We start from the raw sequence: 25,463 nt of genomic DNA, 5'->3' as shown, positions 1-25,463 counted from the left end.
ATCCTTTCGTGAGACGGAGCCTTGTCGCGCTCTATTGAGCTTAACTTGTTTTTGAAACCGTTTCTGAAATAAATGTGAATGTATTAGGAGCCGCTTGTTTAAGACGCTCAGGAGTAAGCACCCAAGCCACAAAGTGTTCGGCAAACCATTCGTGTGGATTGGATGCGGCGTACTCAGTGAGGTAGTTACTGAGCAGTGGCTGGGGAACGAGTGGTGTATTGGCTTTGAAATAGACCTGATGGCCGATTTCATGTAGCCATGTGGTAAAGACTCGCGCGCCCTCAGTGTGTCGGCGTGCTGCGGTAGAGAATGACCAGACGGGCTTGCCTGTTTTTGCTTTCTCAAATACATGAGTGATTTGGGTTGTAATATCGCTGACGAAAAGGTTTTTCAGCGTGTCGGTACTCTTTGCTTTTACGACGACATGATTCCAGCGTGGAGAGGTGAAACCGTTCACGCGGCGAGGACGACGCGTATAAAAGTGACTTATGTTCGCGCGACCTGTTTGTAGATACTCCTCAACTTGCTGTGCGATAGCGCGCGCCTTGGCAGTGCCGCTGAGTTCTCCTGCTTTGAGAATGAGGGTTTTGGTGTCGTGGTGGTTCAAAAACTGTTTCAGTGCAGTGTGGCTTGGTGTGCCTTGTAACTCATCGAGTATGCGGCTTATCTCGATAGCATTGACTTTGTTTACGGTTGAAAAGGTGTGCTCGACACTGCGTGGGGAAAGGCGGGTAGCGAGAGGGGGCTTTTTAGCGACGGCTGCTTTGGCGATTTTGGTCAGCTCTGCACTGTTTTTTGGGGTGTAGTCAAACCCAGGGTCGATGCCTTTGGGAATGTGGTGTAACTCGCCAGTGGCTTTGTCAATCCATTCATAGGTCTCTATGGCGGGGGCTTTGCCAACCTTAAGCCCCATACGTTTTAGGTCGGCCTCGCTGAGAGTGAACTTTTTGCAGGCGCATCCATAGCCGTTGATGGGAGAGTGGGTTTGCCACCAAGGATCATCAAGCGGGAGCACTAGGTTATGCCACTTGAGGTGATCATGGCGTGGGTTTTCACTGCCGCTGTGTTTGTAAATGCCATACGGGCGTGTGCCTTTGAGTGCGTCTATCTGTTGCTCTCGGCCTGCGGTGTAGCTTTGGCGGATGTTGGTTTCGTAGATGACGTTGGCGCGCCAGTCTCGGTTGCCCTTGTATTGCCAGCCGTGGTGCGCAGTGATGTGATCGAATTGCTGTTTAAACCAGCCTAGGCTTTTGCCTTCACTGATGGCTTTGTCGACGGCGCTGCGAAAGTCTGCGAGGAGATCATCTTGCATGGCACCTGCGATGGTAAAGGCGCGGTTGTGGGCGTTTACCCAGATATCAGCCCAGCGTTGTGAGGGGAGGTTGGTTTTGTTTTTGAGGTAGGCGATCTGTTGTTTAAACGGCAGGCTGGCGTAATTGACGGGCATTAGTGTCCCTCCGTGACATCGCTGATGCCCGATAGCTCTGCGGCGGCCATAGCAAGGGCGAGTGTTTCGCCGAGTTGCTCGGTACTGATTTGCCCTTGTAAGCCGAGAATATCTTCGCGCAGTTGTGTCAGTGAGGTAGCACTTTCGACCAGTTCACGTACTTCATCGATCATAAGTTCGAGCAGGCCGCCTGCTTCTTGTCTTAGTGTCTCTGTTTGCTGGGCTGGGATATCGGTATCGTTTCGATCTGTTGGGGCTGTTGGCACAATGGTGTTTGCACTGAGGCTAGCTTGGTGTTGAGCTGTGTTGTCTGTCGGTTTAGGTTCGGCTATGGGTGTTAGCCCTAGTGTCGCTTCGCCATCGGTGGCTTGGGGGATTTGGGTTTTTTCATGTACCCAACTTACGGGGATCTGCATCCCGAGTTTGACAAGGTTAGGCAGTGACTTGCTGAGATGCTCGATGTCTTCGGCTTCGGTGAGGTCAAACTCAAAGCGGGGATGACGGTGTGGCCCTTTGAAGCTCTTACCATTCAGAGCATAGAGGGGATAGATGAGATCGCGAGTGAGGGTAGCTGCGAGGCGTTTGAGGTCAAAGTTGCGGATCTCTTCACGTACTTCATTATGCACATTGCCGAGGGCGTTGGTGCTGGTCTTGCCATCGGCTTGGCTAGTGAGAGTGCCCCCGAGGATCGCTTTGCTTATCGACTTTTCACACCAAGCAATCATTGCCATAAAAGGCTCGCTAGCTCCCTCGGCGGCTTTCTCGAATTCTATCTCCATCCCTTTCGGGATAATGCCACCTGCGTTGTGGCCGATACTCATCACCGCCCTTAGTAGGGTGTGTTTTTCACGTTCGGTTGCGCCATCGGCATATTTACCGATGCGCAGCGGTAGGCCGTAGATCTCTAAGAATTCGGCGAGGTCGCGCACGCTGTAGTTTTTAAACAGGTAGGGCCAAGCGAGTACGCGGATAAGCCCTGCGCGGGAGAGGTAGCCAGATTTGGCTTTGCCGATATGGCTTATCCAACCGAAAGGGCGCAGTGGCTCGCCTTGGTGAGTGTCGTCGCGAAGGCGCAATTCATTGCGGTGCTCTGGGTTGATGGTGAACCAGGCAGCTTCGCGAAAGTGATAGTTGTGGACGAGATGGGTTTTCTGCTCAAAACGCCACTCTAATTCGAGGTTGGCAAAGCCTTTGAGGATGGCATCACTCATGTCAAAGAGGGCATCATCGAGCCAAGTGGCATCTTCAAGCAGCTCCTGAATCATGTCGGCATCATTTTCTTCGGCAGCGGTGGCATTACGAGGCGGAATGATGCGCCAGTCTTGCCCAAGTAATGCCATCTTTCGCTTGGAAAGCTCACTTTGGAGGTGGGCGTCTTTCTCTTCCATGTCTTCGGCGAGTTCACATTGAGCGATGAGGTCGTGGTGCTCGGCGCGCTGCATGAGAGCAGCCAGTTTTCTTGGGGTGAGGCCGTTGGATGGATGGTTGGCGTAGTGGCGTTGGAGGTGGGCGAGTTTGCTGTCTTGGTCGGTTTGCGGTTCGTCGAGGTGCTCGGCGGTGAGCTTGCGGCCATAAATATCGATAATCATGATGTGTCCTTTTGGCGAGGTATGCCGAGAAAAGCGCAGACACGCTTAGTGCCATCCTTGGTGCTTTATCGCTACGTCCCTGTAGCGGAAAGTCTGCGTATTTTCTAGACATACCTCTTGGTTTGTTTGCTAATAACAGCCGCTCTCTAGGTCGTTGAGTAGGTCGTCGTGGTCGTCGAGTTCGTTGGCTTTGGGGAGTGGGGTGAATTCGATGGTGCTGCCTGTCATGTGGCTGGCGCGGATTGCCATGGCGAGGCCAACGGCGAAGTCTCCGTGGCGTTGTTTACCGTCTTGGCCTTTGGTTTTGCCTTTGTCTATTTTTGGAATACCGTTGATGACTTGGATTTGGTGGAGGTCGTCGCGGCAGTCTTCATGCTTGGGGATGATGAGAGTCTGGTCTTCGAACTCAGCTTTGAGTTTGGGCATCCATTCTCGATACCAAGGGTCATTGATGGCCACTTGGTCGACCATTTCGGTGCCGTAACGCAGTGCGGCGGCTTCGGCGAGGTAGCCGCCATTCCCTGTGGCATCAAATGCCATGCCGCGTTTTCTTGGTAGCGCATCACAGAGGGCGATCATGACTTGGCGTTGGGCATCATAAGTAAGGTTACGTAGTTCGACCACAAACGGGACGCGTTTGGTAAGACGCTTGCTGATTTCGAGTGGGACGAAGATAGTGAGATCTCCTTTGCGAGCGAAGTCTTCCCCAAAGGCGTGCGAGCATTGTGGGTCGAGAGTGTTTAAATAGGGCGTTAAACAGCGTTTAATCCATTCCTCAATATAGGCTTTGCGCTGGGCATCACTCCATTCCATGAAGCTTTTACCGTTGAGGTGTGAGTCTGGAGCCTCGCAACTGAGAATGGGAATACCTGCTTGCATGGCGGCATCGATAAGAACGGTGGGGACATATTGGCCAGCGCTGGCTTTGGGCACGCAGTAGTACTCTTCAAGGGCGTCATCTTCAGTGGCGGTATCCTTGAGAAGGTTGGCCTTCCATTGCTCTTCTCTGGTTTGACTCCATGGCTTGCCACCGTTGGCGGCTTGACGTTTGCAGATACGTTTATAGAGCCCCATGCGACAAGCATCATCTAGGGTGATGGTGTGTACGCTGTAACGTTTTTTGCCAGCTCGGCTATCGCTAATGAGTTGGTTAAAGAGATTTGTTACGCCGTTGTGGGTGCTGATGAGGCGCACTTTGCTGCCCCACATTGTAAGAGCGAGGGCGGCTTTAAGGACTTCGGCAAGGCGCTCATGAAAGGCGGCTTCATCAATGACGACGTTACCTTGCATCCCCCGTAGGTTTGAGGGGTTCGAGCTTAGGGCTTGGACTTTATAGCCTGAGGCGAAGTAGATGACAAAGGTGAGGATGTCTTTGTCTTCATCCTCGAGAACTTCTTCGCAGATCTCTCCAGCCGCCTTATCAAAGGCTTTAGCCCACATAGCGACGGCGTCGACAAATTCGCGTGCCATCTGTTTGTTGGAACCCACATAAAACACATGGCTGCCTGCTGCGCTTTTACTCGCTCCTGCGGTGAGGGCTGAGTCGGCCGCTTCCGCCCAGGTGATGCCTGTTCGACGCGATTTCTCGGCAATCTTGATTACGCTGTTATCAGCTATCCAGTAGCGTTGATAGGGAAGCAGTAACTCATTATCGTCGTAATGGTAGCTAAGGTGTTGAACAGCGGAGGCGAGGGGAGAAGGTGCTGAGTTAATCATGCTATCCCTAGGATTTCGTTTTTGATGGCTTGAATGCCTGAGGCTGTCATTCCTGCTGCTTTGGCGGCACTTTCAGCCACGGTGGCGGCGTCTTCCATGGCTTGTTTCCGGATCTCATTTTCGAGTTTGACGCTACCTGATTGGGCCTCCTGCAGGCGTTTAATTGCAAGAGCGAGATGGCCCATGGTTTTGGGGTCGATGGTGTCACCTTCCTCGAGCGCAGCCATTTGAAAGTCGAAAATTTGAGACTTTCCAATTTCTATGAGTGAACGTGCAATGTCTGTTTGTGGCATTTCGCCAAATTGTTGCACCCATTGCTGGGTGAGTTGTTGGGCCTGCTGATAGCGTTGCATTCCTTTGTGAAAGCTTTGGCTATAACGGCTGAGGCCGTTGCGGCTGATTTTTTGTTCGTCGGGTAGGCCAAACTCGTCAATGAGTTGGTTTATCTGCTCGCGGATGGTGGTTTGGGACATTTTTCCTTCTCGGAGCAGGATGTTGAGTTGGGTTTTGATGTCGTCGGGAAGTTTGTCGATTTTGCTGATGCGGTGTTTGGTGTGCGATTTCTTGCTATTTGGCTCGGTTGGGGTGTGCTGGTTCATGTTGCCCTCTCTACGAGTTGTTTGCTTCGCTATTCGCCAGGCCGAGGACGCTTTACCCCAGGATGTGTGGCTTGGCCTGTGGCAACATCAATGCCGCGTTGCTTTAGTTGGGCAACTTGAGTGCCATTGACATCGCGCAGGGTGATGAGTTGTTGTTCGGTGAGCCAGTAGAGCTCGCTGCGCACGAGATCGCGGCTGACATTGTGGCCGTAGGCGTCGAGAGCAGCATCGAGGATGGAGTCGTTGGCTTCGTAGCCAGGCATTTCATTTAGAACGCGCAGGATCACCAAACGTCGGTCTTGCTGGAGTAGTTCGTGGAGGGCCATCAATTTTTGTCCTTTAGTTCGTTTTCGAGGAGGAGGTTGCTGATGCGATCGAGGCCGTCGAGTTTCGGGCGGATTTCTCTAATGTCACCTCGGAGCTTTTCGATAATCAGTTTGAGGTCGCTGACTTCGTTTTGGCTGGGAAGATTTTCGACCTGTTGGCTAAGGGCTTGGTGTTGGGCTTGAAGGTGGTTATGGGCCTCTTTGACGGCTTGAAGATCTTCTTTGCGAGCGAAGGTTTTTACCAATGCAAAGCAGGCTAGCAAGAAGAGGATGTTGAGGGCGGTGGCAACGATAGGCCACCATGTTCGGATAAGCTCTAGGGTCATTGAACTAACTCGCGAGTCCTTTCTCTTTTTCTCGGTGACGTAGGCCCATGTAGGCACCAGCGGGTGAGATGAGGAAGGCGGCGACAGCCATATCAGCGCCACTGCCATAGTCAAATGCATGGGCTAGTGACATGCCGAGTACATAAATTGCCGTGGCGAACATGCTGATGTACGCGAGGTTGGGGCGGCATTTGATTACAGTGGAGTGTTGCGCCTTGTCGCCTTCGCGAATAGTGTGTTGTCCTTCGCTAAAGAGAATTTCGGTGCTTTCTAGTTGGCGCGCTTCGCGCTCAGCTTCGATGCGAGCAAGTTCAGTTTGCATGGTTTGCAGTTGAACAAGCTCAGTGCTGGAGAGTTGTTTGAGTTGGCTTTCTAGTCCTTTTTGCTGTGAGGTCGCGGTACTGTATTCCGTTTCAATGCGTTCAACGGCATTTGCAACTTTGTCGGCGGTTGCGTTGCTGCCAAATAGGTTACCGACGACGCGAATGAGGGCAGGGCCTGCTTTGAGTGCGGTACTGGCAAGGGTGGCGATAGTGAGTGGATCCATGGTTAGTCCTTAGTGAGAGATGATGAGTTGCCACTCTTTGTTATCGAGGTAGGCCATGAGTTTGTTGAAGGCATTACGTGAATTGATGACGCCCCACTGATTGTTGATGACGCCAAAGCCTTCACCAGGGGCGATACAACCTTGGAGTTGAGACGGTAAGTTGGCAGCGTGAATGAGGATATGAGTACGTAGTGAAGGCCCGTAACGAGTGACGCCAAGGGTGTTGGCTTCTAGGGCATAACACTCACCAAATTTGGGGCTGGTGTGGGGGATAAGCCGATAGGTGCCTTCAGGTATGCAGCTTTTACGTGGTGTATTGTTTTGCCATGGTCGCTCGACGGTGGCACAAAGTTGTTCGCCGTTTTTACTATGCAGGGTGGCAAAGGTGCCGTCGTCAAAGTAGCGGCGGCGTAGGGTAAGGGTTCTCATCACATCGCTCCGTTCCTGAAGTGGAAATTTGGGGATGTGATGAGGTTAACGTGCCGGGTTTGGTTAGTGGGAGGGAAGAGGTTCGGGGGTTAGTCATCAAAAGTAGCAGCATGCTCTACTAGTTGGCGGTAGGTTTCTTTGGGTACCTGTAAACCAAGTTGTTCTTGCCCCACAATGTTGCGGATTGGAGGGCTTTTGCTGGAGTCTCGTGAAACACAAGTTAATACCTTTTGATAGTGATTTTCTATAGAGGCTCTATTGGATGTTGAGTTTATTAACTGGATTGATAATAGACCCAAGTAGGATATCTTGTGGTATCCATCTTCAATATTTACTTTATACCCAACGTTACCTCTTGATACCGTCCCATTATGAAAAACTTTCGACGGCTGGATGTTTACTGATATTTCAGTACTATAATCATAGCGTTCTAGGTAATGGTGTAATGCTGCAGGTTCATAGAACTTGTCTCTGACTTCTTTAGGGCGCGTCTCATTAATAATTGCTGTGTAATACTCATACTCTCTGTCATGAAGTATCATCAGTGAAGTTAGGAAAAGGATATCTATTTTGGGTAACTTGCAGTTCATGATTACTGCTGTAAGTTTGTCAACCAGTTGCTCAGTCTCACGCAGAGGCAATTGGTATACATCGGCTATGGCTGATATATACCTAGATAAATCCTCAATGCATTGCTCACTGTTACCAACTAGTTCAGGCCAAACAGTCGTATTAAATCGATCTAGAGAGAGTGAACTGAGATGTTCAAAATGGTTTTTAATAAACTCATACCTAGATTGTTCTTTCAGCGTACACCGTCTTTTGAAAAAACGGCTGAGATACATAGAAGCATCAAAATTGTTGCCATAAATGGCTTTTACAGCATGTTGTAACTGCTCGGTGTCTGTTGCTACAACAAATATGACGAGTGGAATATCAAAGATGTGTTTGATGACTTCAAGCATTTCTATCGCATAGGATGGCCGACAGCGGTCAAGCTCATCGATAAATATAAAAGTTGGGCTGTTAATACCTTCCTTGTTTGTTACTGATTTTATCCATGACTCCATCGCGTCTTTGAAAGCCTCGGCTCCTGCTATTTTTGAGTGGTGGTCATCTAGCAAAGATTGCACGACTTTTCCTGCTGCTTCACCTAAACCCAGATCACCTACTTTGTTTGGAGTTTCATTATCACAATTATAGGACTCCGCGATTTCGTCAATTTTTACACCAGTTAATTTTTTGACGATTCCTTTGGTTAATGCGGGTGCCACAGACTTAAATAGCCTAACTGCTTTGTCTGCCTTCTCTATAACGAATGGGTCAGCGTACTTGTCTGCTTGTGCCTTTAGTTGGCAAATTATTGACGATACAACAGTTAGTAATGGGTCGTCGGAAAAGTCTTGCTTCCAAGCATCTATGTAAACGGTGGGATGGTGCTTTTTTATTGACTCTTCCCAACGCTTTAAAAAATATGTTTTTCCCGTTCCCCAACCAGAATTGAGGTTAAGTACATATCCGTGAGCGGCGGTGGCTACGAGGTAATTAGTTAGAAATAGTGCGTATGAAGCACGGTTGAGCTGATCGGCAGGCAATTCAGTTCCGCATTCAAGTGAGAGTGAATTACTCCAGTTAAAAATGTACTCAGCCATAAAGCCCCCTTCTTCAGATTCGTTAGTACTGTATAGGATGCAGGCAAGCATGGAAAGTTAGAACATTAGAACAGCGCTCTCTGTCTTCTTTTTACCTCCGCCGTTCTTTGCTCTTTGAGAATTGAGGTTATCTGCCTTTCACTGAGCTGGTATTGTACTGCTAGCGCTTCAATGTTGCGACCATTGAAGTCACGCCAAATCTGAATGTTACGCACTGCTGTTTTGAGTATGTTGCCATTGGGGATGTAAATATCGCGTCCGCCTAGGTAGTGGCCTAGGCTGAGGACGAGCTTGTTGGCGATGTGTGGGTCTGTAACACCTGAGCGTTCCAGTTCGAAGCGGAAGAGTTCGGCGATAGATTGCAGGGAAGAGGGCCAGCGGTGTTGCAAGGCATCAGGGGCGATGTGTTCGAGATGGTCTAACAGATCATGCAGTTCGCTGGTGGATTCGGTGAATATCTCTTGTTGAAGTACTTGCTGTGTCATTGCTATCCCTCCCCGTGAGATAGCTAGTGTGCGGGAGGGAGAGGTTTTTGGTCAAGGGGTGGCTTGGTTTTAACGGTGTTATTCGTTTTTTGAAAGCACAACAACTTGTGAGACGTGAACATTTAAATCTAAAGTCTCTTCATTTAGTTTCGTGCGGACTATTGCATAGTCATCTGATAAGTAAGCTAGTTTTGCTTCTTTAATCTCTCCGTTTATGACGGTGTAGAATGCCTTATTTTGAGCGTAAATATTAGCTAGAAAATTGTAAAATTCACTCATAAATTTGTCCCTAGTATTTTTAGATCTCTATCGAGAGTTGAATCACACTCTTTAAGTTGAACTTCATTTTTACTTTGATCACTAATACAAGTTCGATACCGTTCTCTAATATGCTCTAAAGCTGTTCCTGGAACATTGAGAATTTTCGGATCGAGCTTCAATGCCTGCACAGTAGCCTCAACCCTAGATGCTTCTGCTGAAGCTTGCGCTGCATTGGCTTTGGCTTGCTCGGTATCTAACATATTTGTTAGAGCAGTAATGATTAACTTGTGTTGTTCTGCGACTGCACTATTTGGTGAGTCTAGGTGCCCATTAGCGGCTGCGATGCAAGTTGATGCAAGTAAATCCCTAGCAAGAAGCACATATTGAGTTCTCCCTTCAAGTGCTACTATTTCATTTATGGCGTTTAAACCTAATTGAAGGCTTTGATTTAGAGTCTGATTAGATGATGTATCGGCCGTATCGGCTATCGCAACTGTAACTGCATGAGTTAAGTCGTTAACAAGCTTAGCATCAATATTTAGCTGGCTACTTGATGCAACGTCTGAAAAGGGCTCTGGACAAACTATTTGCTTGCCTTCAGCAGTTTGAAACACGTAGGTACCGCGAATTTGGCTAGGATAAGTCATTACTCCTATTTTGTTTTGGGATGCTGATATTGATTTTTCATTGGCTGTTTTTTGCTCAGAGATACCAAGTTGAGCACAGCCTGAAAGCGAGGATATTAATACCAATAATATTATTTTATTCATTAGTGATCGTCCTTGTTGAATATTGCCTATTAAATATAGGCAATAGATGTTCATACTTAGTTGTGTGATGAGGTTGTTGTGATGTACTAGTTACTTTTTAGTGTTCGTTTCTGCCATGACTTCAGAGTATTGATAAGCTGGCAAGCCAATTTCTTATCCAGCCAACCGACGTTCTCAATCCCCGTTGTCCGCTTCACAAAATTATTAAGTTCTGTTTCACTGCCGTCACGCACGACACCTTCCTTGTACATGCCAATCCAAAGAGCACGGATTTTGTCTATTTCAGGATGCATAGTATTGCCTGACTTAGGGCTTAAACGCCCTTTAAAGGGTTTTCTTTCTCGTTGTTTAAAGCCATTTTCTTTCAGATGGTTGAGTACAGCATCTAGTTCTAACAGTCGCATCGCTTTACAACTGGTTTTGCCTGTGAGGGTACCGAGCATTTGGCGGTAGGTCTCATCGTCTAAGCCAAGTTCGCGCTTGGCGATATGAATCAGTTTAATCACTTGATTTCTTCGGTTCATAATAAGTGCCTTTATTGCTGGAAATAGAGAGCCCCGCAGATGCGGGGCTTTTGTGGTGGGATTACAGTTTGCTGATATCAAGCGGGATTTGTTGGTAGTTGCCGCTCTCTTGTCGCTCATATAGCCGTAGGTAAGTACTAGTACCTGTAATTTGAATGCTGTCGGCGATGGCATCCATGGCGTCTCGCCACTCGGGTTCGTCGATATCGAGCTGACGTAAGCTAAGCACTTGGTTGACGTCTATGCGGCCCTGTTTGTTGACCCGAAAGGCGTGGTCAACGAGGGCTTTGATCTGTTCACTAGAGCCTTCTGACCAACGTGCGATGCATTGGTCTATTTTGGTTTTTGCGGCTTGGATTCGTTCATCGAAGATGCGGTGCTCTCCCATAGCGCGGATCAGTTTATAGCGACCATCAAATGAGATGAGGGTAATGTTGCCTTTAGTGCCACCCCAGTTGATGTCGTACTCTTCGGCGGAGAGGTCGACAAAGTCCGTGATGTCATTCATGGCGGAGGCTTTGAACATGGCCATGCTCTGTTGAACGTGCCTTGCTTTGGTAACGATGGACATGACGACATCATCACGCAGCTTGTCGATAGCTTTGATTTGGGCTTCAGGGACGAGGTGGTTTTGCCCGTTGCGGCGGAATCCTTCGGGGATGAGATTGGTGGAGTCAGTTTGCTGTGGGTTCATTGCTGTGCTTCCTTGTTAAATGTGTTGGCGATGGTGATGGCGTTAAAGGGTTGCTGCAGTAGCCGCGTGACTCGGTTGTGGTGTTCAGTGTTGGGCGCGGCTTTGTCGACAATATGCAGGGTTTGTTTTGGGCGGCAGCAAGTGCCTCGGCCTTTATGGTCGAGTGTCCATCTCAGGCACTCCTTTTTACATCGATTGCACGGCACCATTAGGGACTTGGTGCTGGCGAGTTGATAGTGTCTGCCTGTGCGCTTGATAAAACCGTGACAATCTAGCTGGTGTAGGTAGTACTGTAGTGATTTGGCGGTGTTGCAGCCGATGAGATAACTGAGCTCTGCGCGACTGAGTTCGCCTTGTTGAAGGTAGTAAACGATAGCTTTATACATTCTATGCCTCCCAGACGATGCAACACCCTGACAGGCGTGCGGCATAGATACGGCACGTTAGGCCGTTGAGGGTTTGGGTAATCTCAATTCCCCTGTGCGCAAGTTCTGGCGTGGGGGTATCAATGGTAATGAGCAAAGCGTTAGGTTTTTGCTTGATAGCTTTGATGTTGCCTTTGATGGCCGAGAGCGTGTTGATAAGCTGCTCGGCTTTATAATTTGTTTTGATTCTTCTCATTTCGTATTCCTTTAAGCTGCTATTGCTGCCGTTTCCAAATGAGCTGGTTGTATTTGACGGCGAGCCGTTCGAGTTCCCGTTCGTAGAGTTCGGCGAGTCGTTGGGGGTCGTTGTCTGCGGTGCGCTTGATGAAGTTGCGCTGCTCTTCGAGGTTGTAGTATTCGCTGAGCGGTGCAGTTTCTTGTGGCTTTTGGCGCTTTTGATCATCGCTGCATAGCGATGAGTACGGACACCCATTCCTGCATGCTCGGTAAAGTCGCACACGTTCTCGATTTGCTGATGAGAACGGTTGTTTTTGGTACGCATCGCAGACGTTGATGGGGATCGCGCCTTTGACAGGACAGGTGACGGTTTGGCGCATGAGTTTGCCCATGACGGCCAGTTTGAGGTCATCGTCTTTGCCTGGGTAGATACCTCTTACGACTTGGCTGAGTTTGGAGCTACTGACGTTGAGCTCTTTGGCGAGGGCGTTTAGGCTCTTACCTGAATGTTCTAGCTCTTGTCGTAGTGCTTCTTTCCAATCTAGTTCGCTCATCTTCCCTCCAAATAGGGGTAGAATGTGCCTGTGTTTTGGCAGGTGAGCCCTGCGTTACTGCGAACAGGGTGTTTAGGCCCAAGGTCGATCATGAGGCGATACACTTTGCCATCCGGGGTGTCGTATTGGCGAACGAGACCTGTCCGAACGAGGGCGCGTAGGTAGGCTGTGGTGTTTGTAACGCCAGCATCGCCGAGTGAGCGAAGGTCGTAGAGCGTGAATCGTTTGTTGATCCGACATACGTTCCATAGGCGCTGGTAGAGCTTGGGCCTTCGCATTTTCTTGACGTAGGTGAGTGGTGGCGGTGCGTTGCGTACGACTCGGTATTTCGCCATCATTTTGTTCTCTCCTTGTTCAATACGTCTGATGTGCTGGTGCGCGAGGAAAAAGTCGATGAGATTTCTTGCACGTTGGCCGTTAATGTCTAGGGCGCTCGCAAGTTGCCTGCCTGTAAAAACTTTCGCCTTGCTGATGTACATCCATGCCAATGTCCTGTTTGACATGCTTGCCCCTTAGTAGCCGTGGAATGGGGCGTCACCCCAGTCGCGTGAGGTGATGGTGAGAAGCTCGTTGGCATTGGCTAGTGAGATAATTTTGTTGATGCCAATGACGATGCGACGCATTTCGCCGTTGGTGGATTTGCGTAGGCGCTCTAGGAGCTCTTCTTCGATGGTGATTTGATCATCCATCATGCAATTGGCGACGGTTTTGACATCTTCTAGGTCAGCGGCCTTGAATTCGACCCATTCTGAAATGCGGTTGAAGAACTGGCGGTTGCTTTCGATACGCCTGGCGATTTTGTTCATACCAATCAATACCATAGGGACTTCGGTGGCGTCATAGATGTCGCGTACGGTGTCGAGCATTTCATTTTTGTTCATGAGGTAGTCCGCTTCGTCGATGAACAGAGGGGTGTTGTTGAGACTGAGATGCCGAATGATGTATTCGATGTTGCGGCTTTTAGCGTTGAGAGGTTCGCCACCGCATTCTTCTACCATTCTTCGAGTAAGGCTTGTAACGGTGTCGGCGCTGCGTACGCTGATATAGACGCCTTCTAGTTGGTTGTAGATATGAGTCGCAGCGGTGCTTTTTCCTCGACCTGAGTCGCCGTGCCAAAGGGCAATAGCGGGGACGCCCATGGGGCGCTCGTAGAGTCGGTTGAAGGATATTTGTGCGCGTACTACGTTTTTTACGGGTGCGACGATTGGGTTCATGTTATATTCCTTTTTGTCTATGAGTTCTTCTTAATAGGCATTTATGACGCGTTAGCCTTCCACGCGGCGCGTCATAATCTCTTCTACCCGTCGGCGTCCGAACGGGTTTCTATGTTTGTAATCTTCTAAAAATTCCTCCTCCTTTTCGCTGAGTATTCGAGTGAGTGACTCGTTGGCAAGGTGATAGGCTTTTTCGTGTTCGTCTCTGATTAATAAGCCTTTTCTTTGGTTGATGTTCTCCTGTTGCTGTTCGATGACCGCTTTGGCTTGGGCGAGTTGCTCTAGCTGCTCTGGGCTATAAATGGGGCTGTTGTCTGTTTTTGCCGTGGCGTTGTTGAGAGCGTTGAGCGCTTTGTTGTCGGTGACTTTGGTGGTGAGGCCAAGGTGCTCTACGTTGTTGCGTGCTTTATGGGCGGCGAGGTGTTCGGCCGCAAGGGTGTCAATGCCAAAATCTTGTTGTAGGCGCTTCGCGGATTTTCTGAACTGTGTGAGTTCTTTTTGTTGTGCTTTGCGGGCGCTGCGTAGTTTCTCTGGGTCGATCTCTTGTCCAACAAGAGCCACGTTGAAGGCTTCGGTGTGCATGTTCCAGTTGTCGTCTCTGTATAGGATGCAGCGGCCGATATCTGTGGGGTCGATGAAGACGCGAACGGTGCGGCGATCCCATTCAAGATTCATAAGTTCTGGCGCGGTGTAGGCGATGCTGTCTTTGCTAATTTTTCCTCTGACGACGGTTGCGGTGCCGACGTAGTTGAGCAGGTAGTCGAGCGATCGGGGATCGCTAACCATACGCGGCTGGTAGTGGGATTCGGTGTATTTTTCAAAGGGAGTTTTCCCTTTCATATCTTTGCCAGCATGGGGGTTGTGTAGGTACTTGTATTCGAGCCAGTCGTTGATGAGCGTTTCTAACTCTTCGGGAGTGCAGGCGAGGTTGATCGCTTCTTGCTGTAGCTTTTTCTTTCCTTTTCCTATGCGCTCGGCAAAGCTTTTGGCGGCTTCGATGGCTTGGCGCTCGCTGACGTTGTGGCCGATGTAGCCTGGGAGGAGTTCGAGGAGTCCTTCGGAGAGTGTGCGAAAGAATCGCTCGATGTAGGGTTTTTCCCAGCCACTGAAGGCGTTGGCGCGTTGGGTGCCGATGTCGAGCATCTCGAAGATGGCGGTGACACGCTCTGAAACGTAGTCGCTGCCGTTGTCGGTTCTTACGATACCTTCTTTGTTGGGCACGCCCCATTCCTGGATGCACTTGCGTAGTAGTAGGCAGATTGCTTCTGAGTTGGACGTCGGAGCGAGGATGAGTTTCACGCGCCGTGTGTGAACGTCGATGGCGGCGACGATGCTGTAGCGTTTGAGTTTTCCGTCGACTTGGAGCTGGACGTCGGTGGGGGTGCTGTCTAGTTCCCAGCAGTCGTTGGGTTGCTGTACCCATGGATACATGTGGCCGTAGAGGGGGCGGTGTTTGCTGGTGTAGTCGTCTGGGTTGGTGAGATAGGTGAAGGCTGCGCCATTTTGCTTGAGCCATCGGGTTAACCAGCGGCTAATGCTAGATGGGCTTGGGAGGTGCCATTCGGGATAGTTGTTAGCACTTTCGACAATGAGCTCGTGAAGGCGGTTGGGCTTTTTAGCGAAGTGGGGCTTTTGGGTAATGATGGCGACGAGGAAGTCCTGCAAGCTCTGTTGTTGTTCGATTTTTGTAGCTCGGTGTTTTTTGAGTGCGCGTCCAACTAGCCCTTCTGGGCCTTTGTCTTGAAGCTGTTTGTTCCAGCGACGGAGAGTGGGGACGCTGATGGTTTGAATTTGAGTCTGTATTTGTTGATCGAAAGGGAGTTCGCGGCGGTTGTATTGGTCAACAAATCGCTTTTCGGCACTGGTTTGTTTGCGCTGTGCTTGGTGTTGCTTTAGATAGTTAGATCTGGCTTGTAGGATGGCGATTTTTGCATGAGCGAGCTGCTGCTTTTCTGTTGGCAGTGCATTGAAGGCGAGCATCGCGCGTTGTTTGGCGAGAGCGGTGGTTTTGTCTTGGTGTGCTTGTTCTCTGTCTAATTGTGCGGATTTGCAGTGTGCGCTGAGCTGAACTGCTGTATTGGACGCTTTCAAGGCTTCACTGTTTTGCACTTGTGCTGCAGCTAGGCAAGCTTTTGTGGTTTCTGGCAGAGCACTAAGGTGGTATTCGAGCCCTTTACCTTTTTCTCTTGGCTGCGATTGCCATTGCTCTCTTTTGGCAAGCTTACGAAGACCTTGTGGTGTCGATGGCACTCCGGTCATCCCGATCAGTTCTTGTATTGTGTACCATTGCTTAGTCATTATTCCTTTCCTTATTCGTCTGTTGATAAGGTCTGCTGTAGCTTGGCCATGATTGCTTTTGAGAGCTTACGTTTTGGGGTGTTGTTGGTATTGGGGGCGAAGTTGTCGATGCAATGTAGAACCGTTCGCGGGTTGAATTGATGCGCTCTCGCCCATGAGCTGACTGTCCACCCTTTGGCGTAGAGGGCTCCGATGATTTGCTGTTTGTTTTGAGCCAGTTTGGCGTCCATGATGATGCTCCTCAGTTGTCTGTTGTCGTTTTTGGTATGTTGCTGACTACGACACTAGAAGCATATCCGTACAATTAGGTGCGATCAACACTAAAGTGTTTTTAATTGCGATTGGTAACACACTTTAGAGTTTTTTTGTTTCTTTTTAGGCGGATGGTGGTTCCTTTCCGATTGCGCAAGCTCTGTGGTACAATGACTCAACACCCTTTTAAAACAATACGATAGAGAAAAGAAACCGATGATTGAGAAAGGAAACTCAGTTTCCATTGCTCTAAAAGGAACAGAAACCTTTGGTGCTCGTCTTAAAGAATTGATTGGTGAGCAATCTGTAAAGAGCTTTGGTGATCGTGTTGGTATTTCTGAGAGTGGGTTGCGTAAGTGCTTGCCGCCTAAAACGTCTAAACCTGCCTTTGATAAGGTCGTCGCTATCGCTGATGAAATGGGAGTTCAGCTTGAGTGGCTCTGTACAGGGCTTGGGCCAAAGTTTGCTGATTCGGTGATGGAGGATGTCTCTCTCAGTGAAGATGAGAATAAGGTGCATGCGCTGACAGGTGCGCCCTGTATTTCGACTGTTGTCTCTGAACTCGATGAAGAGTTAGTGTTGATTCCTGGATACCATGTTCAATATCCTTCTGAGTGTGATGATCTTTCAAAACAAACGGTTAGGCGACACCTGGCTTTTAGGCGTCGTTATCTGGAATACCGTGGGTTGGATGAGGTGAACTTGGTTGTTGTCTTTAATAAGGGCGACGCGATGGAGTCGACGATTAAGGACAACGATTCATTGCTGGTGGATATCAGCAAGACGACTCTGCTGGATGGAAAGATCTTTGTGGTGAAGTTAGGCAATGAGCTTTACGCGAAACGTATTCAAAAAAGTTACGATGGCTCTGTGCTGATTATTAGTGATAACAAAGAGTACCAGCCATTAACGATTCCTGCGGATAAGGTAGGGGCATTGGTTGTTTTAGGGCAGGTCGTAAACGTATCAACTGACCTATAGTTGTTTCTTTTTTCATGTTCGGCGATTTCTCATGTTATCCGATGGATATCGCCAGAACTTTTTAAACGACACTTTTTTCTCATTTAAACAGTGTCGCGTCATTCTCGTCCTCTAGATGCTGTAACCCCTTTAATCACTAGGCTTCCCACGTAATCCAGCCTATTCCCACCTATTCCTCATTATTTCTCACATAGAGTGGTGTATTACATTTCGTATGATCAACAAGCTAGACAGACAGTTGGTCTAGTTAGACAGTGGGGTTAACAGGGGGCAAATGAGGGAAATGAGAGCAAACGTTTGCTTAGAAACATAGACAAACTCGGCTTCTGTTGTAATGTCAGCTTTCCCTATACTCAGACTGTCTAAACTGGATTTTTCTGCCTGATAAACGCAGGGGAGTACCATGAAAAAGTCACGCTTCACTGAATTACAGATTGTTTCGATCCTTAAAGAGGCTGAGACGGTAAGTTGGCAGCGTGAATGAGGATATGACTACGCAGTGAAGGCCCATAAAGGGTGACGCCAAGGGTGTTAGGGTGTTGGCTTCTAGGGCATAACACTGACCAAATTTGGGTTGGTGTCGGGGATAAGCCGATAGATGCCTTCAGGTATGCTGCTTTTACGTAGCGTGTTGTTTTTGTCAGCTTCTTATTGACGCGCTCTAACTGAGTTATCATTTAGCTATTCAATATTACAAGTAGTGATTTAAGGTTTTCAGTAAAGACCTTAAAAAAAAGCAAAGTACTAAATAGCGTTAAATACTTCATGCTTCCGCCTAAAACAGAATGTTAAAGCGCCTATGTTGGAGTATATAAATTTCTATGACTTAGGGGTATGTAACGGCGGGCTAAGTACTAGGTTTTGAAAGGAAATCGGTGTAACGCTTGAAAGTGTGAAAAGGCTCAAGCAAACCCTAGCTACCTAGGGCTGCTGAACCCCTGCTGATTACTCGAACCAGTCTAAAACTTTACCGAGTAACTGCATCAACAGTAGTGCACGGCTCAGCCATCTGAATAAGCGATTAAACTTTTTCATGACTTCAACCCTCTACGGATTACCTCCGTTTTGGTGCGTGCGCAGCACACTACCCCCCACTATCACAGTGATTAGTATTGAGCATATACACAGCGACATCCGCAAGAGTCGGACTCTCTTCTTTGGGGGCCAATAACGGGTTACTAAGCCGCATTGGGAGTTAGTTGGCCAGCGGTTAAGTGACTAACATAACGGCGGATGTGCCTAAATAGGCTCATTGTTCAAGTTAGCAGCATTCTGGGTTATGTGTAATATTTAATATGCAGCAAGTGCCGTATTTGTGATCATGCAAAGGTTGTAAATTTGACAAAGCTAAGAAACTAATCGAATATAACTGTGAGCATATACACAGCACATCGCTGTAATCAAAAAAACCAGCCTACTAAGCTGGTTTTTTTGGCTTTAAAACAACTCTCGTTGTCTTCTTTGTACTTCCGCCGTTAAGGATAGAGGTTATTTGCCTTTAACTGAGCTGGTGTTGTACGGCCAGCACTTCAATGTTGCGAGCATTGAAATCACGCCAGATTTGAATGTTATGCACTGCTGTTTTGATAATGTTGTCATTGGGGATGTAGCACCTGAACGTTCCAGTTCGAAACGGAAGAGTTCGGCGATAGATTGTAGGGAAGAGGGCCAGCGGTGTTGCAAGGCATCAGGGGCGATGTGTTCGAGATGATCGAGTAGGTCATGAAGTTAGCTGGTGGACTCGGTGAATATCTCTTGTTGCAGTACTTGCTGTGTCATTGCTATCCCTCCCGCTTGTGATGTCAGTTTGCGGGAGGTCAGGGAAGAGCGTCAAGGTTTGGTGGGCGGCGTTACTTTAAGTTTGCAAGAAGCTTACGCTTTACAATATTCCAAGAGTCATCAATATCATGTTCCTCAACAAGAATATTGGCATCGTGAAGATATATTCGGTTGGTGTATTCATCTTCTCCTAAATAGCAATATTGTAGTCGAGCGCTGCCGAATTCATTGTAAGGGATACCGTAGGCACTACATCCCAGCTCGATGAGTTCTTTTTTACCAAGTGGCTTAGTTAAACTCGCGATGATAGTTCGTTTGATGGATGCTTCGTTTACTTCGGTGGTTTCATCAACTAAGGTCATTTCGGCCGAGATATCGTTTACAAGGTCAAATACTTTTTTGGTGAATGCTGATAATTCAGGTTCAGCACTCATGATGTGGTTGCTCATGATTTTTGTGTGTTCTGCAATGATAGCGTTGACTTCATCTTCTGAGTAACGGCGATCAACGAACCGCATAATATCTGGGCTGACATCGACAAATGTTGTCCCGCCTACTAAGCAATCAGCCTCGCTTAATAATGTGTGTAGGTTGGTTTCAAAAACTTGTTTACGCTCTAAGAACACGTCTATTTGCAAATTGTTGCGTTGATCTTTTGTTTGGTCGATATCAATGCCGCTAGTTTTACGGAAATGAAGCATATCGGCCGTGGTTTGCTCTAACTCATCGAAGACACCATTACGATTGTGTTCTAGATAAAATTTTAAGTTTTCTTCTAGCTCTTCTGTTTCTTGATAGCCCCATTTGGAGATAGTGTCGTTGAGAGCTTCTATCTCTGGGGTGTCTTTAAAAATGTTTTCCTCTAGCGCTATGACATCTCTTAAGAGTGCTGCAGGGTTGAAGTCGCGACGTAGTCTGTCTACCAGTGCTTGTGGGCTTTCTTTATCGTGAGCACTAATACCGCAGAATGAAATTTGATTATCTTCAACGGTGAGTTGTGCGTTAACTTGGTTTTGCAGATAGAGGGTATAAAGCTGGTCTTTTTTTATTAGGGCTGCCGCTGAGGTTGCTGCAACACAGATGACGAGTACTAGTATCTTTCGCACATTACGCTCCTTGTAATGAGTCTTGGGTAAATGAAACTAAAGTTCTATTTAATTCATCATACCTAAGATATCGAAATGTATGAGCTTGGTTTTGCGGCTGAGGTCATGTTTGTTAAAGTAGGTATTGGATCTAGGGCCTAGGGTTGGTTTTATACGCTAGGCACTGGAGCCTCTCTCAAACCACTGCTTGAGCTGCTCAATAACGCATTGCGCTTGCCTGACTGATAACCATCCCACATGCTCCACGTCTGTCATTCTCTTCACGAACTTATCTAACGCCTCCTCACTGCCGTCTCTGACTATTCCTCGTTGATACATGTCAATCCATAGTGCGCGAATCTTATCGATTTGTGGGTGATTTGCGCTGCCTGATTTTGGACTGAGTCTGCCTGATGGGGTCGGTCATCTAGGATGTTTTTCGTTGTTTAAACGGGGTTTAAAGCCTTTTTTCTTCATGGTGTCGATGATGGTTTGTAACTCTAAGTTGTTCATGGTTTTGCAACTGAGTTTTCCTGTGTGAGTTTGGAGAAGTTGGCGGTAAGTGTCATCTTCAAGGGAGAGGTCTCGTTTGATGATGTGAGTGAGTTTGTGGGTAGGCTTTATTTGGGTTTCGGGGACAAAAATGAGGGCAGTGAGAGCAAACGTTTGCTTAGAAACATAGACAAACTCGGCTTCTCTAGTGAAGCCGATTTGTTGTAAGTACGGGTTAATTGTGGAGTGTTTTGTTGGTGACGTTTTGGAGGTCAATGAACAGTGAGAGCGCATCCCCACCAACATAGTGAGCTGTCATACACGCATCCAATACTTGCTTTAGATAACTTAATTCTTCCCGCTTCTCGTAAGCATCCTTAATGATGACGTAGTCAACATTGGTGCAGGTGTTAAAGGCTGCTTGCATTTCGGTTAAACAATTTTGCTCTCTGATATAAGGGCTGCCAGAAGCGCATTGGGCTTGTGGTAGCTCGCGCTGCAGAGCTTGAATTACGTCATCACGAGCTTTTGTGCTGGCTTCTGCATTCGAGAAGGGCGACATTAACGAGAGCACGATAACCAGTGATGTAAAGCCAAATTTCATCATTATTCTCAGGGTCAATATTACTGTCCGGAATTTTAACTAAATCAATCATGTAAAACAGTGTGTTACGTATTGTTTTGAAAATTCTGGGATAAAAATGCGACTTGTGTAGCACTAATTTGGCATGAAAAATTGTGAGTTTCTGTATTTTTTTTATATGCATGGGATGCAATTGTACGTTTCGCAAGCGATCAGACTAGGCCCCGATCAAGCGCTTGAAGATAGACCTGTTCATCAGCGCAAGCTATCGCGATACACCACAATTGGCTAAGTGCCTCAGCTTCTTCTCCTTGCGCTTCCATAATCAGATTGTCGAGTTCCAGAAGGGATTTCACAGTGAAAGGTTGTTCAAAAAGCTTTTTGGCTTGATTAAGGCGGTTCATAGATACCCTCGTGCTAATGTTAACAGCTCTTCTACTAGCTTGATCGAGTCTAGTGACAAATCGTGACAGTTTAGGGAATTCCCCCAGCAAATAATAAAAAATTCATCGAGCAAGGTGAATGATAGGAAAATGGTTGGGCGCAATATGAATGTCACTCGGAGCGACTAGGCTTTTTTGTTCTATTTGACACACCACTGAATATTCGCCAAGAACAGAAAGGTGAGGTAGCAAAATGCGTTCAGTTTTACTGGATATGCTTCGACTTATCGCCATTGCGCTGGTTTTTATTGCTCACTTCGGACAACTGTTTGAACATGAAATAGGCGCTTTCTTTGGGATTAAGAACGTTTATTACGTCAGCTTGGGTGGTGTTGGCGTTACTCTGTTTTTAATCTTATCGGGATTATTGGCGGGTCTAACCGATGCCAAGCGTTTCATTGAGCCTAAAGATCAAACCGTCTCTTTCTCGTCTAAAAAATACTATCAATATGTCATCAAAAAACTATTGAGGATCTACCCTGTGTATTGGGTGTCAGTGATACTCAGTATCATCGGCTATGGACTGAGCGGTGTGGTATTAAAAGAGCGACTTCTACCACTTTTTCCAAATGGTGTACTTACCGATCTTTTTGGGAGCACAACTGGGTTTTATGCCTGGTTCGGGCTGTGGGGTGGCCCTTTCAATCCACCTAGTTGGTTTATTGCGCTGATTATTCCCCTATATCTCTTGTTTCCACTGTTGCAATATCTCCTATGGCGATGGAAGTGGGTGGCGTTGTTGACGTTATTGTGTGTGAGTATTGTGAGTAGGATTTGGGTCGGCCAACATGGCGTTGTGCTTTTGGGTACGTCATTGTTCAATGACATCGAGGCTTGGGTCTATCGTTTGTATGGTTTTATGCCGGGCAGGCCGGGGGATTGGTTTGTGTTATGCCGTGTTTTTGAGTTTAGTTTGGGGATCTTTTTAGCTTACCGTGTTCCAAAAGCGGTCTGGTTCAAATTGCAACTCGGGAGACTCAATCAACCGATCGCAAGGCTCAGTGATCTTGCGTTCCCGCTTTTTTTACTTCATGTCCCCTTTCTGTTTTTTCCTGAGTGGTTGAGCCTTCAAGGATTGCAACCTTGGTTGGCAATCGTCGTATTTATGATGCTGCTTTTGCCGCTGGCATGGGGTGTCAGTTGTCTTGATGCGGTTTTCCCTCGTCGCACTGTGACGCGCTGGCTATCAGGCGAGGTATAGCTCAGTGAGGCGACAAGAAAATGTTGCCTCACCTATCTTTAACCGAATAGATCTTGTAGATGGCACGAAGCGTTCACTTTTACTCCTTCAATACGGTCTACTTCCAATAAATGAAGCGCCTCATTCGACAATGAATTGACACCGGGTTGCGTTACGTATTTTCCAAAAACTCTGGCTTGGGTTTTAATTTCTATATTGTGGATCTCTTCAGGCAAATTAGCGATTAAAGTGTCTGTATCGCCGTTTTGATCAATTAACCGATATTGCGGGGAACCAGAACTGCAGCGGGTTAAAATCAGTTGCTCGTTTTCTACGGAGAGGGTACCACTGTACAAGTCAGCAAAGGCGAAGGCATTGGTTGATATTGAAGCCGCAATGAGGGCAGCAATGAAGTAGGTTTTGGTCATGATAACTCCCTAAATGACGGATATCGTCAAGCTGCCTTTAAGTGCACGAGTTTACTACTGAATCCCGCACTGAGAGGTCGCTTGAGTCTAAGTATCGTTCTGGCTCGATAATACTTGGGGTCGCTTTTGTTAGGGTAAGAGATTTAACGGGAATTGGAGATAGGGCACAGAATCTTTCCCGTTCAGGAAGAAGTATGGCGTGAGTATACTCAAAGAGAGTGATGAGTTAACGGTACTCATCACTCTCTGTATTTATAAGGGGCTGGCTGAACGCATTGCCATTATTCTTTGGTTAGAAAAGGCATTTAGTTGAGTGCTGTATTTAAGCGTTTCACCTTCTTGACGATCAATGCATCAATCGCGAGTACGACCAGAATGGTTGCCCCGGCGAGAGGGAAGGCGACCGAAATGAGCAGCAGTGTTACGAGTGCTGATTTCCAGATGCCTGGTTGTGTGAATCGAGGTGGGGCCCCCAAGCGGATGGCATTTTGAGGTCTGCGCTTCCACCACATCATGATGCCGGTTACCGATATTACAATGAATGCGATGCAAAGAAGCAGGTTAACAACTTTGTTTACCACGCTTATATCGCCTTGGTGCAAGGCGATACCTGCTGCCATTAACTTTGCAACAACGCCATAGTCGTTCCAGTTGACATCGGCCAATACTTCGCCACTGTACTGATCGAAATGTGTGGTCCTATCCTGGGTTGGGTTAGTGATATCCCCACTCATGGTGTTGGCTGACACAGTGAATACCCCGGTTTCTCCTCGCGGGAAGTAAAGTTTATATTTGATGTAGCCAAGTGATTCAATATCAGCGATGAGTGTGTCGATATCGATGGAATAACCAGTACTATTGTTCTGGTGAGTCTCAACATGATGCTGATGGGAAGCTGGCACAGGGGTGAGTTCGAGATTCCAAGGGACTTCTTCTTCTGCAAGATGATTGAGCTGCTTGTGATTCATATCTGAAAGTGGTACGTCTGACCACTTTTGTGCTGGAAACGTGTTCCATGGTTGCACAAATTGTCCACCCCAGAACCCGGCCCACGCAAGCCCGGAGATGACAAAGAAAAGCAGAATGATGGCGAGTGTACCACCTAGATTCGCATGAATATCGCGCATCATGGTGCGAGTACCATTATTGCGGCGAATTTTTAGAAATCCAGCCTTGCTGGCGTTATCGCTGGGTAGCCAAAGATAAATCCCTGTTACCAGAAGTAGAATGGTTAAGCTAGCCGCGATTTCAATCAGGTAATCGCCAGTATCCCCAATCAACAGGGTGCCATGAATATCGTTGGCCAATTGATGCCAGCTCTCTTTACGGTCAATGGCACCCAACACTTCACCTGAATAAGGATCGACTGTCGCAAATAGCACCTGGCCATCAGCAAACCTGACAGAGAATCGATTGGCTGTATCTTCAGTTTGCGCGGTAATAAACTGGGTTATGGTGGTATTTGGGTATGCAGACTTGACGGCTTCTAGCTGCGCTGAGAAAGGCACCTGATCTTGCTGGGTTTCGACGAGTAAACGCTCTGCGTGGCGTGCCAGTTCGATCTCTTTATCAAACAACATAATGATGCCGGTGACGGAGAGCATTAACATAAAGGGAACAACAAACAAGCCAGCATAAAAATGCCAGCGCCAAATCAGAAAATATCGGGATTTTGCAGTCTCTGCTGCTTTTGTTGTTGATTGACTCAACATAAATGACTTCCTTTCTTTTACATGCCAAACCCATAAAGTTGGGCCTTGGCATATGTCACCGAATACTCAACATGTTAAGCAACTCACCGTTCGTTGGACATGCGTTGCTAACCGCCGCGTCAGACAGGGCTGAGTTAGGTGACTGAGATTATTTATTCAAACTGTGATGAATCCTTCAAACTCTGTGTCTTAAACAGGTGAAGGGCTTCTATTGGTGCAATAGGCTAAAGAGAGGAGGCGCACGGGATAAATAACCAAGAATCGTCTTCGAATTGAGGCAAAGAAAATCGCAGGTAGTGAGGACACTTGCTACGAAATAGGGGCTACCAGCTAACACTCGTGAGCTTAGGTCAACACTTATCAATAGGCTTATGGTGCAGTGTCTTTCGTGTTCTACAAGGTGTTCGCTATCTTCTATGTAAATGCGTTCCAACCCATTTACGGTACAGAAAGTTGCCCATTGGCCACCTTGGGTAGCATGCATGTTCAATACAG

Annotated in this window: 30 protein-coding genes and 1 pseudogene; 2 read left to right on the top strand and 29 right to left on the bottom strand. The window is 47.6% G+C overall.

All coding sequences use genetic code 11. The features are described 5' to 3' along the window. Positions 1-40 precede the first annotated feature (40 nt). From TSUB_RS21430 to TSUB_RS21330, 21 genes are all read right to left on the bottom strand, one after another. On the bottom strand, positions 41-1,447 hold the full coding sequence (locus tag TSUB_RS21430) for a phage minor head protein (protein WP_087022435.1): 1,407 nt from the start codon (positions 1,445-1,447) through the stop codon (positions 41-43). After that, complete coding sequence (locus TSUB_RS21425) at positions 1,447-3,036, bottom strand: DUF935 domain-containing protein (RefSeq protein ID WP_087022438.1); 1,590 nt, start codon at positions 3,034-3,036, stop codon at positions 1,447-1,449. Before TSUB_RS21425 ends, TSUB_RS21430 begins: the two co-directional genes overlap by 1 nt. 129 nt (positions 3,037-3,165) lie before the next feature. Then, positions 3,166-4,752, bottom strand: coding sequence for a terminase large subunit domain-containing protein (locus TSUB_RS21420; RefSeq protein ID WP_087022441.1), 1,587 nt, complete (start codon positions 4,750-4,752; stop codon positions 3,166-3,168). Next, the gene (locus TSUB_RS21415; protein WP_087022443.1) at positions 4,749-5,351 is read right to left on the bottom strand and encodes a DUF3486 family protein; all 603 of its coding nucleotides are present in this window, start codon (positions 5,349-5,351) and stop codon (positions 4,749-4,751) included. The genes TSUB_RS21420 and TSUB_RS21415 overlap by 4 nt, the downstream gene beginning before the upstream one ends. Positions 5,352-5,380: 29 nt before the next feature. Then, the gene (locus TSUB_RS21410; RefSeq protein WP_087022446.1) at positions 5,381-5,677 is read right to left on the bottom strand and encodes a VpaChn25_0724 family phage protein; all 297 of its coding nucleotides are present in this window, start codon (positions 5,675-5,677) and stop codon (positions 5,381-5,383) included. Next, positions 5,677-6,003: a DUF2730 family protein gene (locus TSUB_RS21405; RefSeq protein WP_159064928.1), complete on the bottom strand. Its 327-nt coding sequence runs from the start codon at positions 6,001-6,003 to the stop codon at positions 5,677-5,679. Before TSUB_RS21405 ends, TSUB_RS21410 begins: the two co-directional genes overlap by 1 nt. 4 nt (positions 6,004-6,007) lie before the next feature. Beyond that, positions 6,008-6,550, bottom strand: coding sequence for a hypothetical protein (locus TSUB_RS21400; RefSeq protein WP_159064929.1), 543 nt, complete (start codon positions 6,548-6,550; stop codon positions 6,008-6,010). A 9-nt stretch (positions 6,551-6,559) separates the two neighbouring features. After that, entirely contained in the window at positions 6,560-6,979 is a 420-nt protein-coding gene (locus TSUB_RS21395) for a DUF5675 family protein (protein ID WP_087022452.1), read from the bottom strand. A gap of 89 nt (positions 6,980-7,068) precedes the next feature. Further along, positions 7,069-8,631 carry a KAP family P-loop NTPase fold protein gene (locus tag TSUB_RS21390; protein WP_159064930.1) on the bottom strand — a complete coding sequence of 521 codons (1,563 nt, stop codon included), beginning with the start codon at positions 8,629-8,631 and terminating at the stop codon, positions 7,069-7,071. Positions 8,632-8,696: 65 nt separating this feature from the next. Further along, positions 8,697-9,116 (bottom strand): Mor transcription activator family protein, encoded by a 420-nt coding sequence (locus TSUB_RS21385; protein ID WP_087022458.1) that lies wholly within the window; start codon positions 9,114-9,116, stop codon positions 8,697-8,699. 78 nt (positions 9,117-9,194) lie between these two features. Next, the gene (locus tag TSUB_RS21380; RefSeq protein ID WP_087022461.1) at positions 9,195-9,395 is read right to left on the bottom strand and encodes a hypothetical protein; all 201 of its coding nucleotides are present in this window, start codon (positions 9,393-9,395) and stop codon (positions 9,195-9,197) included. Then, a complete protein-coding gene (locus TSUB_RS21375) occupies positions 9,392-10,147 on the bottom strand; it encodes a hypothetical protein (RefSeq protein ID WP_087022464.1) in 756 nt (251 codons plus the stop codon). Before TSUB_RS21375 ends, TSUB_RS21380 begins: the two co-directional genes overlap by 4 nt. 86 nt (positions 10,148-10,233) lie before the next feature. Then, positions 10,234-10,671, bottom strand: a complete 438-nt coding sequence (locus TSUB_RS21370) for a gp16 family protein (protein ID WP_087022467.1) — start codon at positions 10,669-10,671, stop codon at positions 10,234-10,236. Between the two features lie 61 nt (positions 10,672-10,732). Next, positions 10,733-11,365, bottom strand: coding sequence for a DUF3164 family protein (locus TSUB_RS21365; RefSeq protein ID WP_087022470.1), 633 nt, complete (start codon positions 11,363-11,365; stop codon positions 10,733-10,735). Then, positions 11,362-11,751, bottom strand: coding sequence for a hypothetical protein (locus tag TSUB_RS21360; RefSeq protein ID WP_087022473.1), 390 nt, complete (start codon positions 11,749-11,751; stop codon positions 11,362-11,364). Before TSUB_RS21360 ends, TSUB_RS21365 begins: the two co-directional genes overlap by 4 nt. A gap of 1 nt (position 11,752) precedes the next feature. Beyond that, positions 11,753-11,986, bottom strand: coding sequence for a hypothetical protein (locus TSUB_RS21355; RefSeq protein ID WP_087022476.1), 234 nt, complete (start codon positions 11,984-11,986; stop codon positions 11,753-11,755). A gap of 19 nt (positions 11,987-12,005) precedes the next feature. Beyond that, the gene (locus TSUB_RS21350) at positions 12,006-12,521 is read right to left on the bottom strand and encodes a helix-turn-helix domain-containing protein (RefSeq protein ID WP_087022479.1); all 516 of its coding nucleotides are present in this window, start codon (positions 12,519-12,521) and stop codon (positions 12,006-12,008) included. Further along, on the bottom strand, positions 12,518-13,024 hold the full coding sequence (locus TSUB_RS21345; protein ID WP_087022481.1) for a hypothetical protein: 507 nt from the start codon (positions 13,022-13,024) through the stop codon (positions 12,518-12,520). The genes TSUB_RS21350 and TSUB_RS21345 overlap by 4 nt, the downstream gene beginning before the upstream one ends. Before the next feature lie 9 nt (positions 13,025-13,033). Further along, positions 13,034-13,735, bottom strand: a complete 702-nt coding sequence (locus TSUB_RS21340) for an AAA family ATPase (RefSeq protein WP_087022484.1) — start codon at positions 13,733-13,735, stop codon at positions 13,034-13,036. Between the two features lie 51 nt (positions 13,736-13,786). Continuing rightward, positions 13,787-16,033 carry a DNA-binding protein gene (locus TSUB_RS21335; RefSeq protein ID WP_087022486.1) on the bottom strand — a complete coding sequence of 749 codons (2,247 nt, stop codon included), beginning with the start codon at positions 16,031-16,033 and terminating at the stop codon, positions 13,787-13,789. An 11-nt stretch (positions 16,034-16,044) separates the two neighbouring features. Beyond that, complete coding sequence (locus TSUB_RS21330) at positions 16,045-16,263, bottom strand: helix-turn-helix domain-containing protein (RefSeq protein ID WP_087022489.1); 219 nt, start codon at positions 16,261-16,263, stop codon at positions 16,045-16,047. 238 nt (positions 16,264-16,501) lie between these two features. Between TSUB_RS21330 and TSUB_RS21325 the strand changes: the two genes are divergently transcribed. Beyond that, positions 16,502-17,266 carry a LexA family transcriptional regulator gene (locus tag TSUB_RS21325; RefSeq protein ID WP_087022492.1) on the top strand — a complete coding sequence of 255 codons (765 nt, stop codon included), beginning with the start codon at positions 16,502-16,504 and terminating at the stop codon, positions 17,264-17,266. 446 nt (positions 17,267-17,712) lie between these two features. On the opposite strand, the gene TSUB_RS21320 is transcribed toward TSUB_RS21325, so the two are convergent. The 6 genes and pseudogenes from TSUB_RS21320 to TSUB_RS21290 form a co-directional block, all read right to left on the bottom strand. Then, positions 17,713-17,943 (bottom strand): hypothetical protein, encoded by a 231-nt coding sequence (locus TSUB_RS21320; RefSeq protein ID WP_159064931.1) that lies wholly within the window; start codon positions 17,941-17,943, stop codon positions 17,713-17,715. Positions 17,944-18,764: 821 nt separating this feature from the next. After that, the gene (locus tag TSUB_RS25300) at positions 18,765-18,872 is read right to left on the bottom strand and encodes a hypothetical protein (protein WP_414718406.1); all 108 of its coding nucleotides are present in this window, start codon (positions 18,870-18,872) and stop codon (positions 18,765-18,767) included. A gap of 244 nt (positions 18,873-19,116) precedes the next feature. Beyond that, entirely contained in the window at positions 19,117-20,151 is a 1,035-nt protein-coding gene (locus TSUB_RS21310) for a hypothetical protein (protein WP_087022495.1), read from the bottom strand. Positions 20,152-20,307: 156 nt separating this feature from the next. Beyond that, positions 20,308-20,916 (bottom strand): annotated as a pseudogene (locus tag TSUB_RS25120) (gp16 family protein). Then, positions 20,858-21,229 (bottom strand): hypothetical protein, encoded by a 372-nt coding sequence (locus TSUB_RS21295; protein ID WP_159064933.1) that lies wholly within the window; start codon positions 21,227-21,229, stop codon positions 20,858-20,860. The pseudogene TSUB_RS25120 and the gene TSUB_RS21295 overlap by 59 nt, the downstream one beginning before the upstream one ends. A gap of 188 nt (positions 21,230-21,417) precedes the next feature. Beyond that, entirely contained in the window at positions 21,418-21,609 is a 192-nt protein-coding gene (locus tag TSUB_RS21290) for a hypothetical protein (protein WP_087022508.1), read from the bottom strand. A 232-nt stretch (positions 21,610-21,841) separates the two neighbouring features. On the opposite strand from TSUB_RS21290, the gene TSUB_RS21285 reads away from it, so the two are divergent. Then, positions 21,842-22,849 (top strand): acyltransferase family protein, encoded by a 1,008-nt coding sequence (locus TSUB_RS21285; protein WP_087022511.1) that lies wholly within the window; start codon positions 21,842-21,844, stop codon positions 22,847-22,849. A gap of 38 nt (positions 22,850-22,887) precedes the next feature. On the opposite strand, the gene TSUB_RS21280 is transcribed toward TSUB_RS21285, so the two are convergent. Then, positions 22,888-23,256, bottom strand: a complete 369-nt coding sequence (locus TSUB_RS21280) for a hypothetical protein (RefSeq protein ID WP_087022514.1) — start codon at positions 23,254-23,256, stop codon at positions 22,888-22,890. A gap of 305 nt (positions 23,257-23,561) precedes the next feature. Then, on the bottom strand, positions 23,562-24,965 hold the full coding sequence (locus tag TSUB_RS21275; RefSeq protein ID WP_414718405.1) for a PepSY-associated TM helix domain-containing protein: 1,404 nt from the start codon (positions 24,963-24,965) through the stop codon (positions 23,562-23,564). Positions 24,966-25,463 lie beyond the last annotated feature (498 nt).

This window comes from Thaumasiovibrio subtropicus (genome assembly GCF_019703835.1).
In the GTDB taxonomy this organism is placed as follows: Bacteria; Pseudomonadota; Gammaproteobacteria; order Enterobacterales; family Vibrionaceae; genus Thaumasiovibrio; species Thaumasiovibrio subtropicus.
Note: the sequence above shows the minus strand (reverse complement) of the source record. Positions and strands in the feature narration are given on the sequence as shown.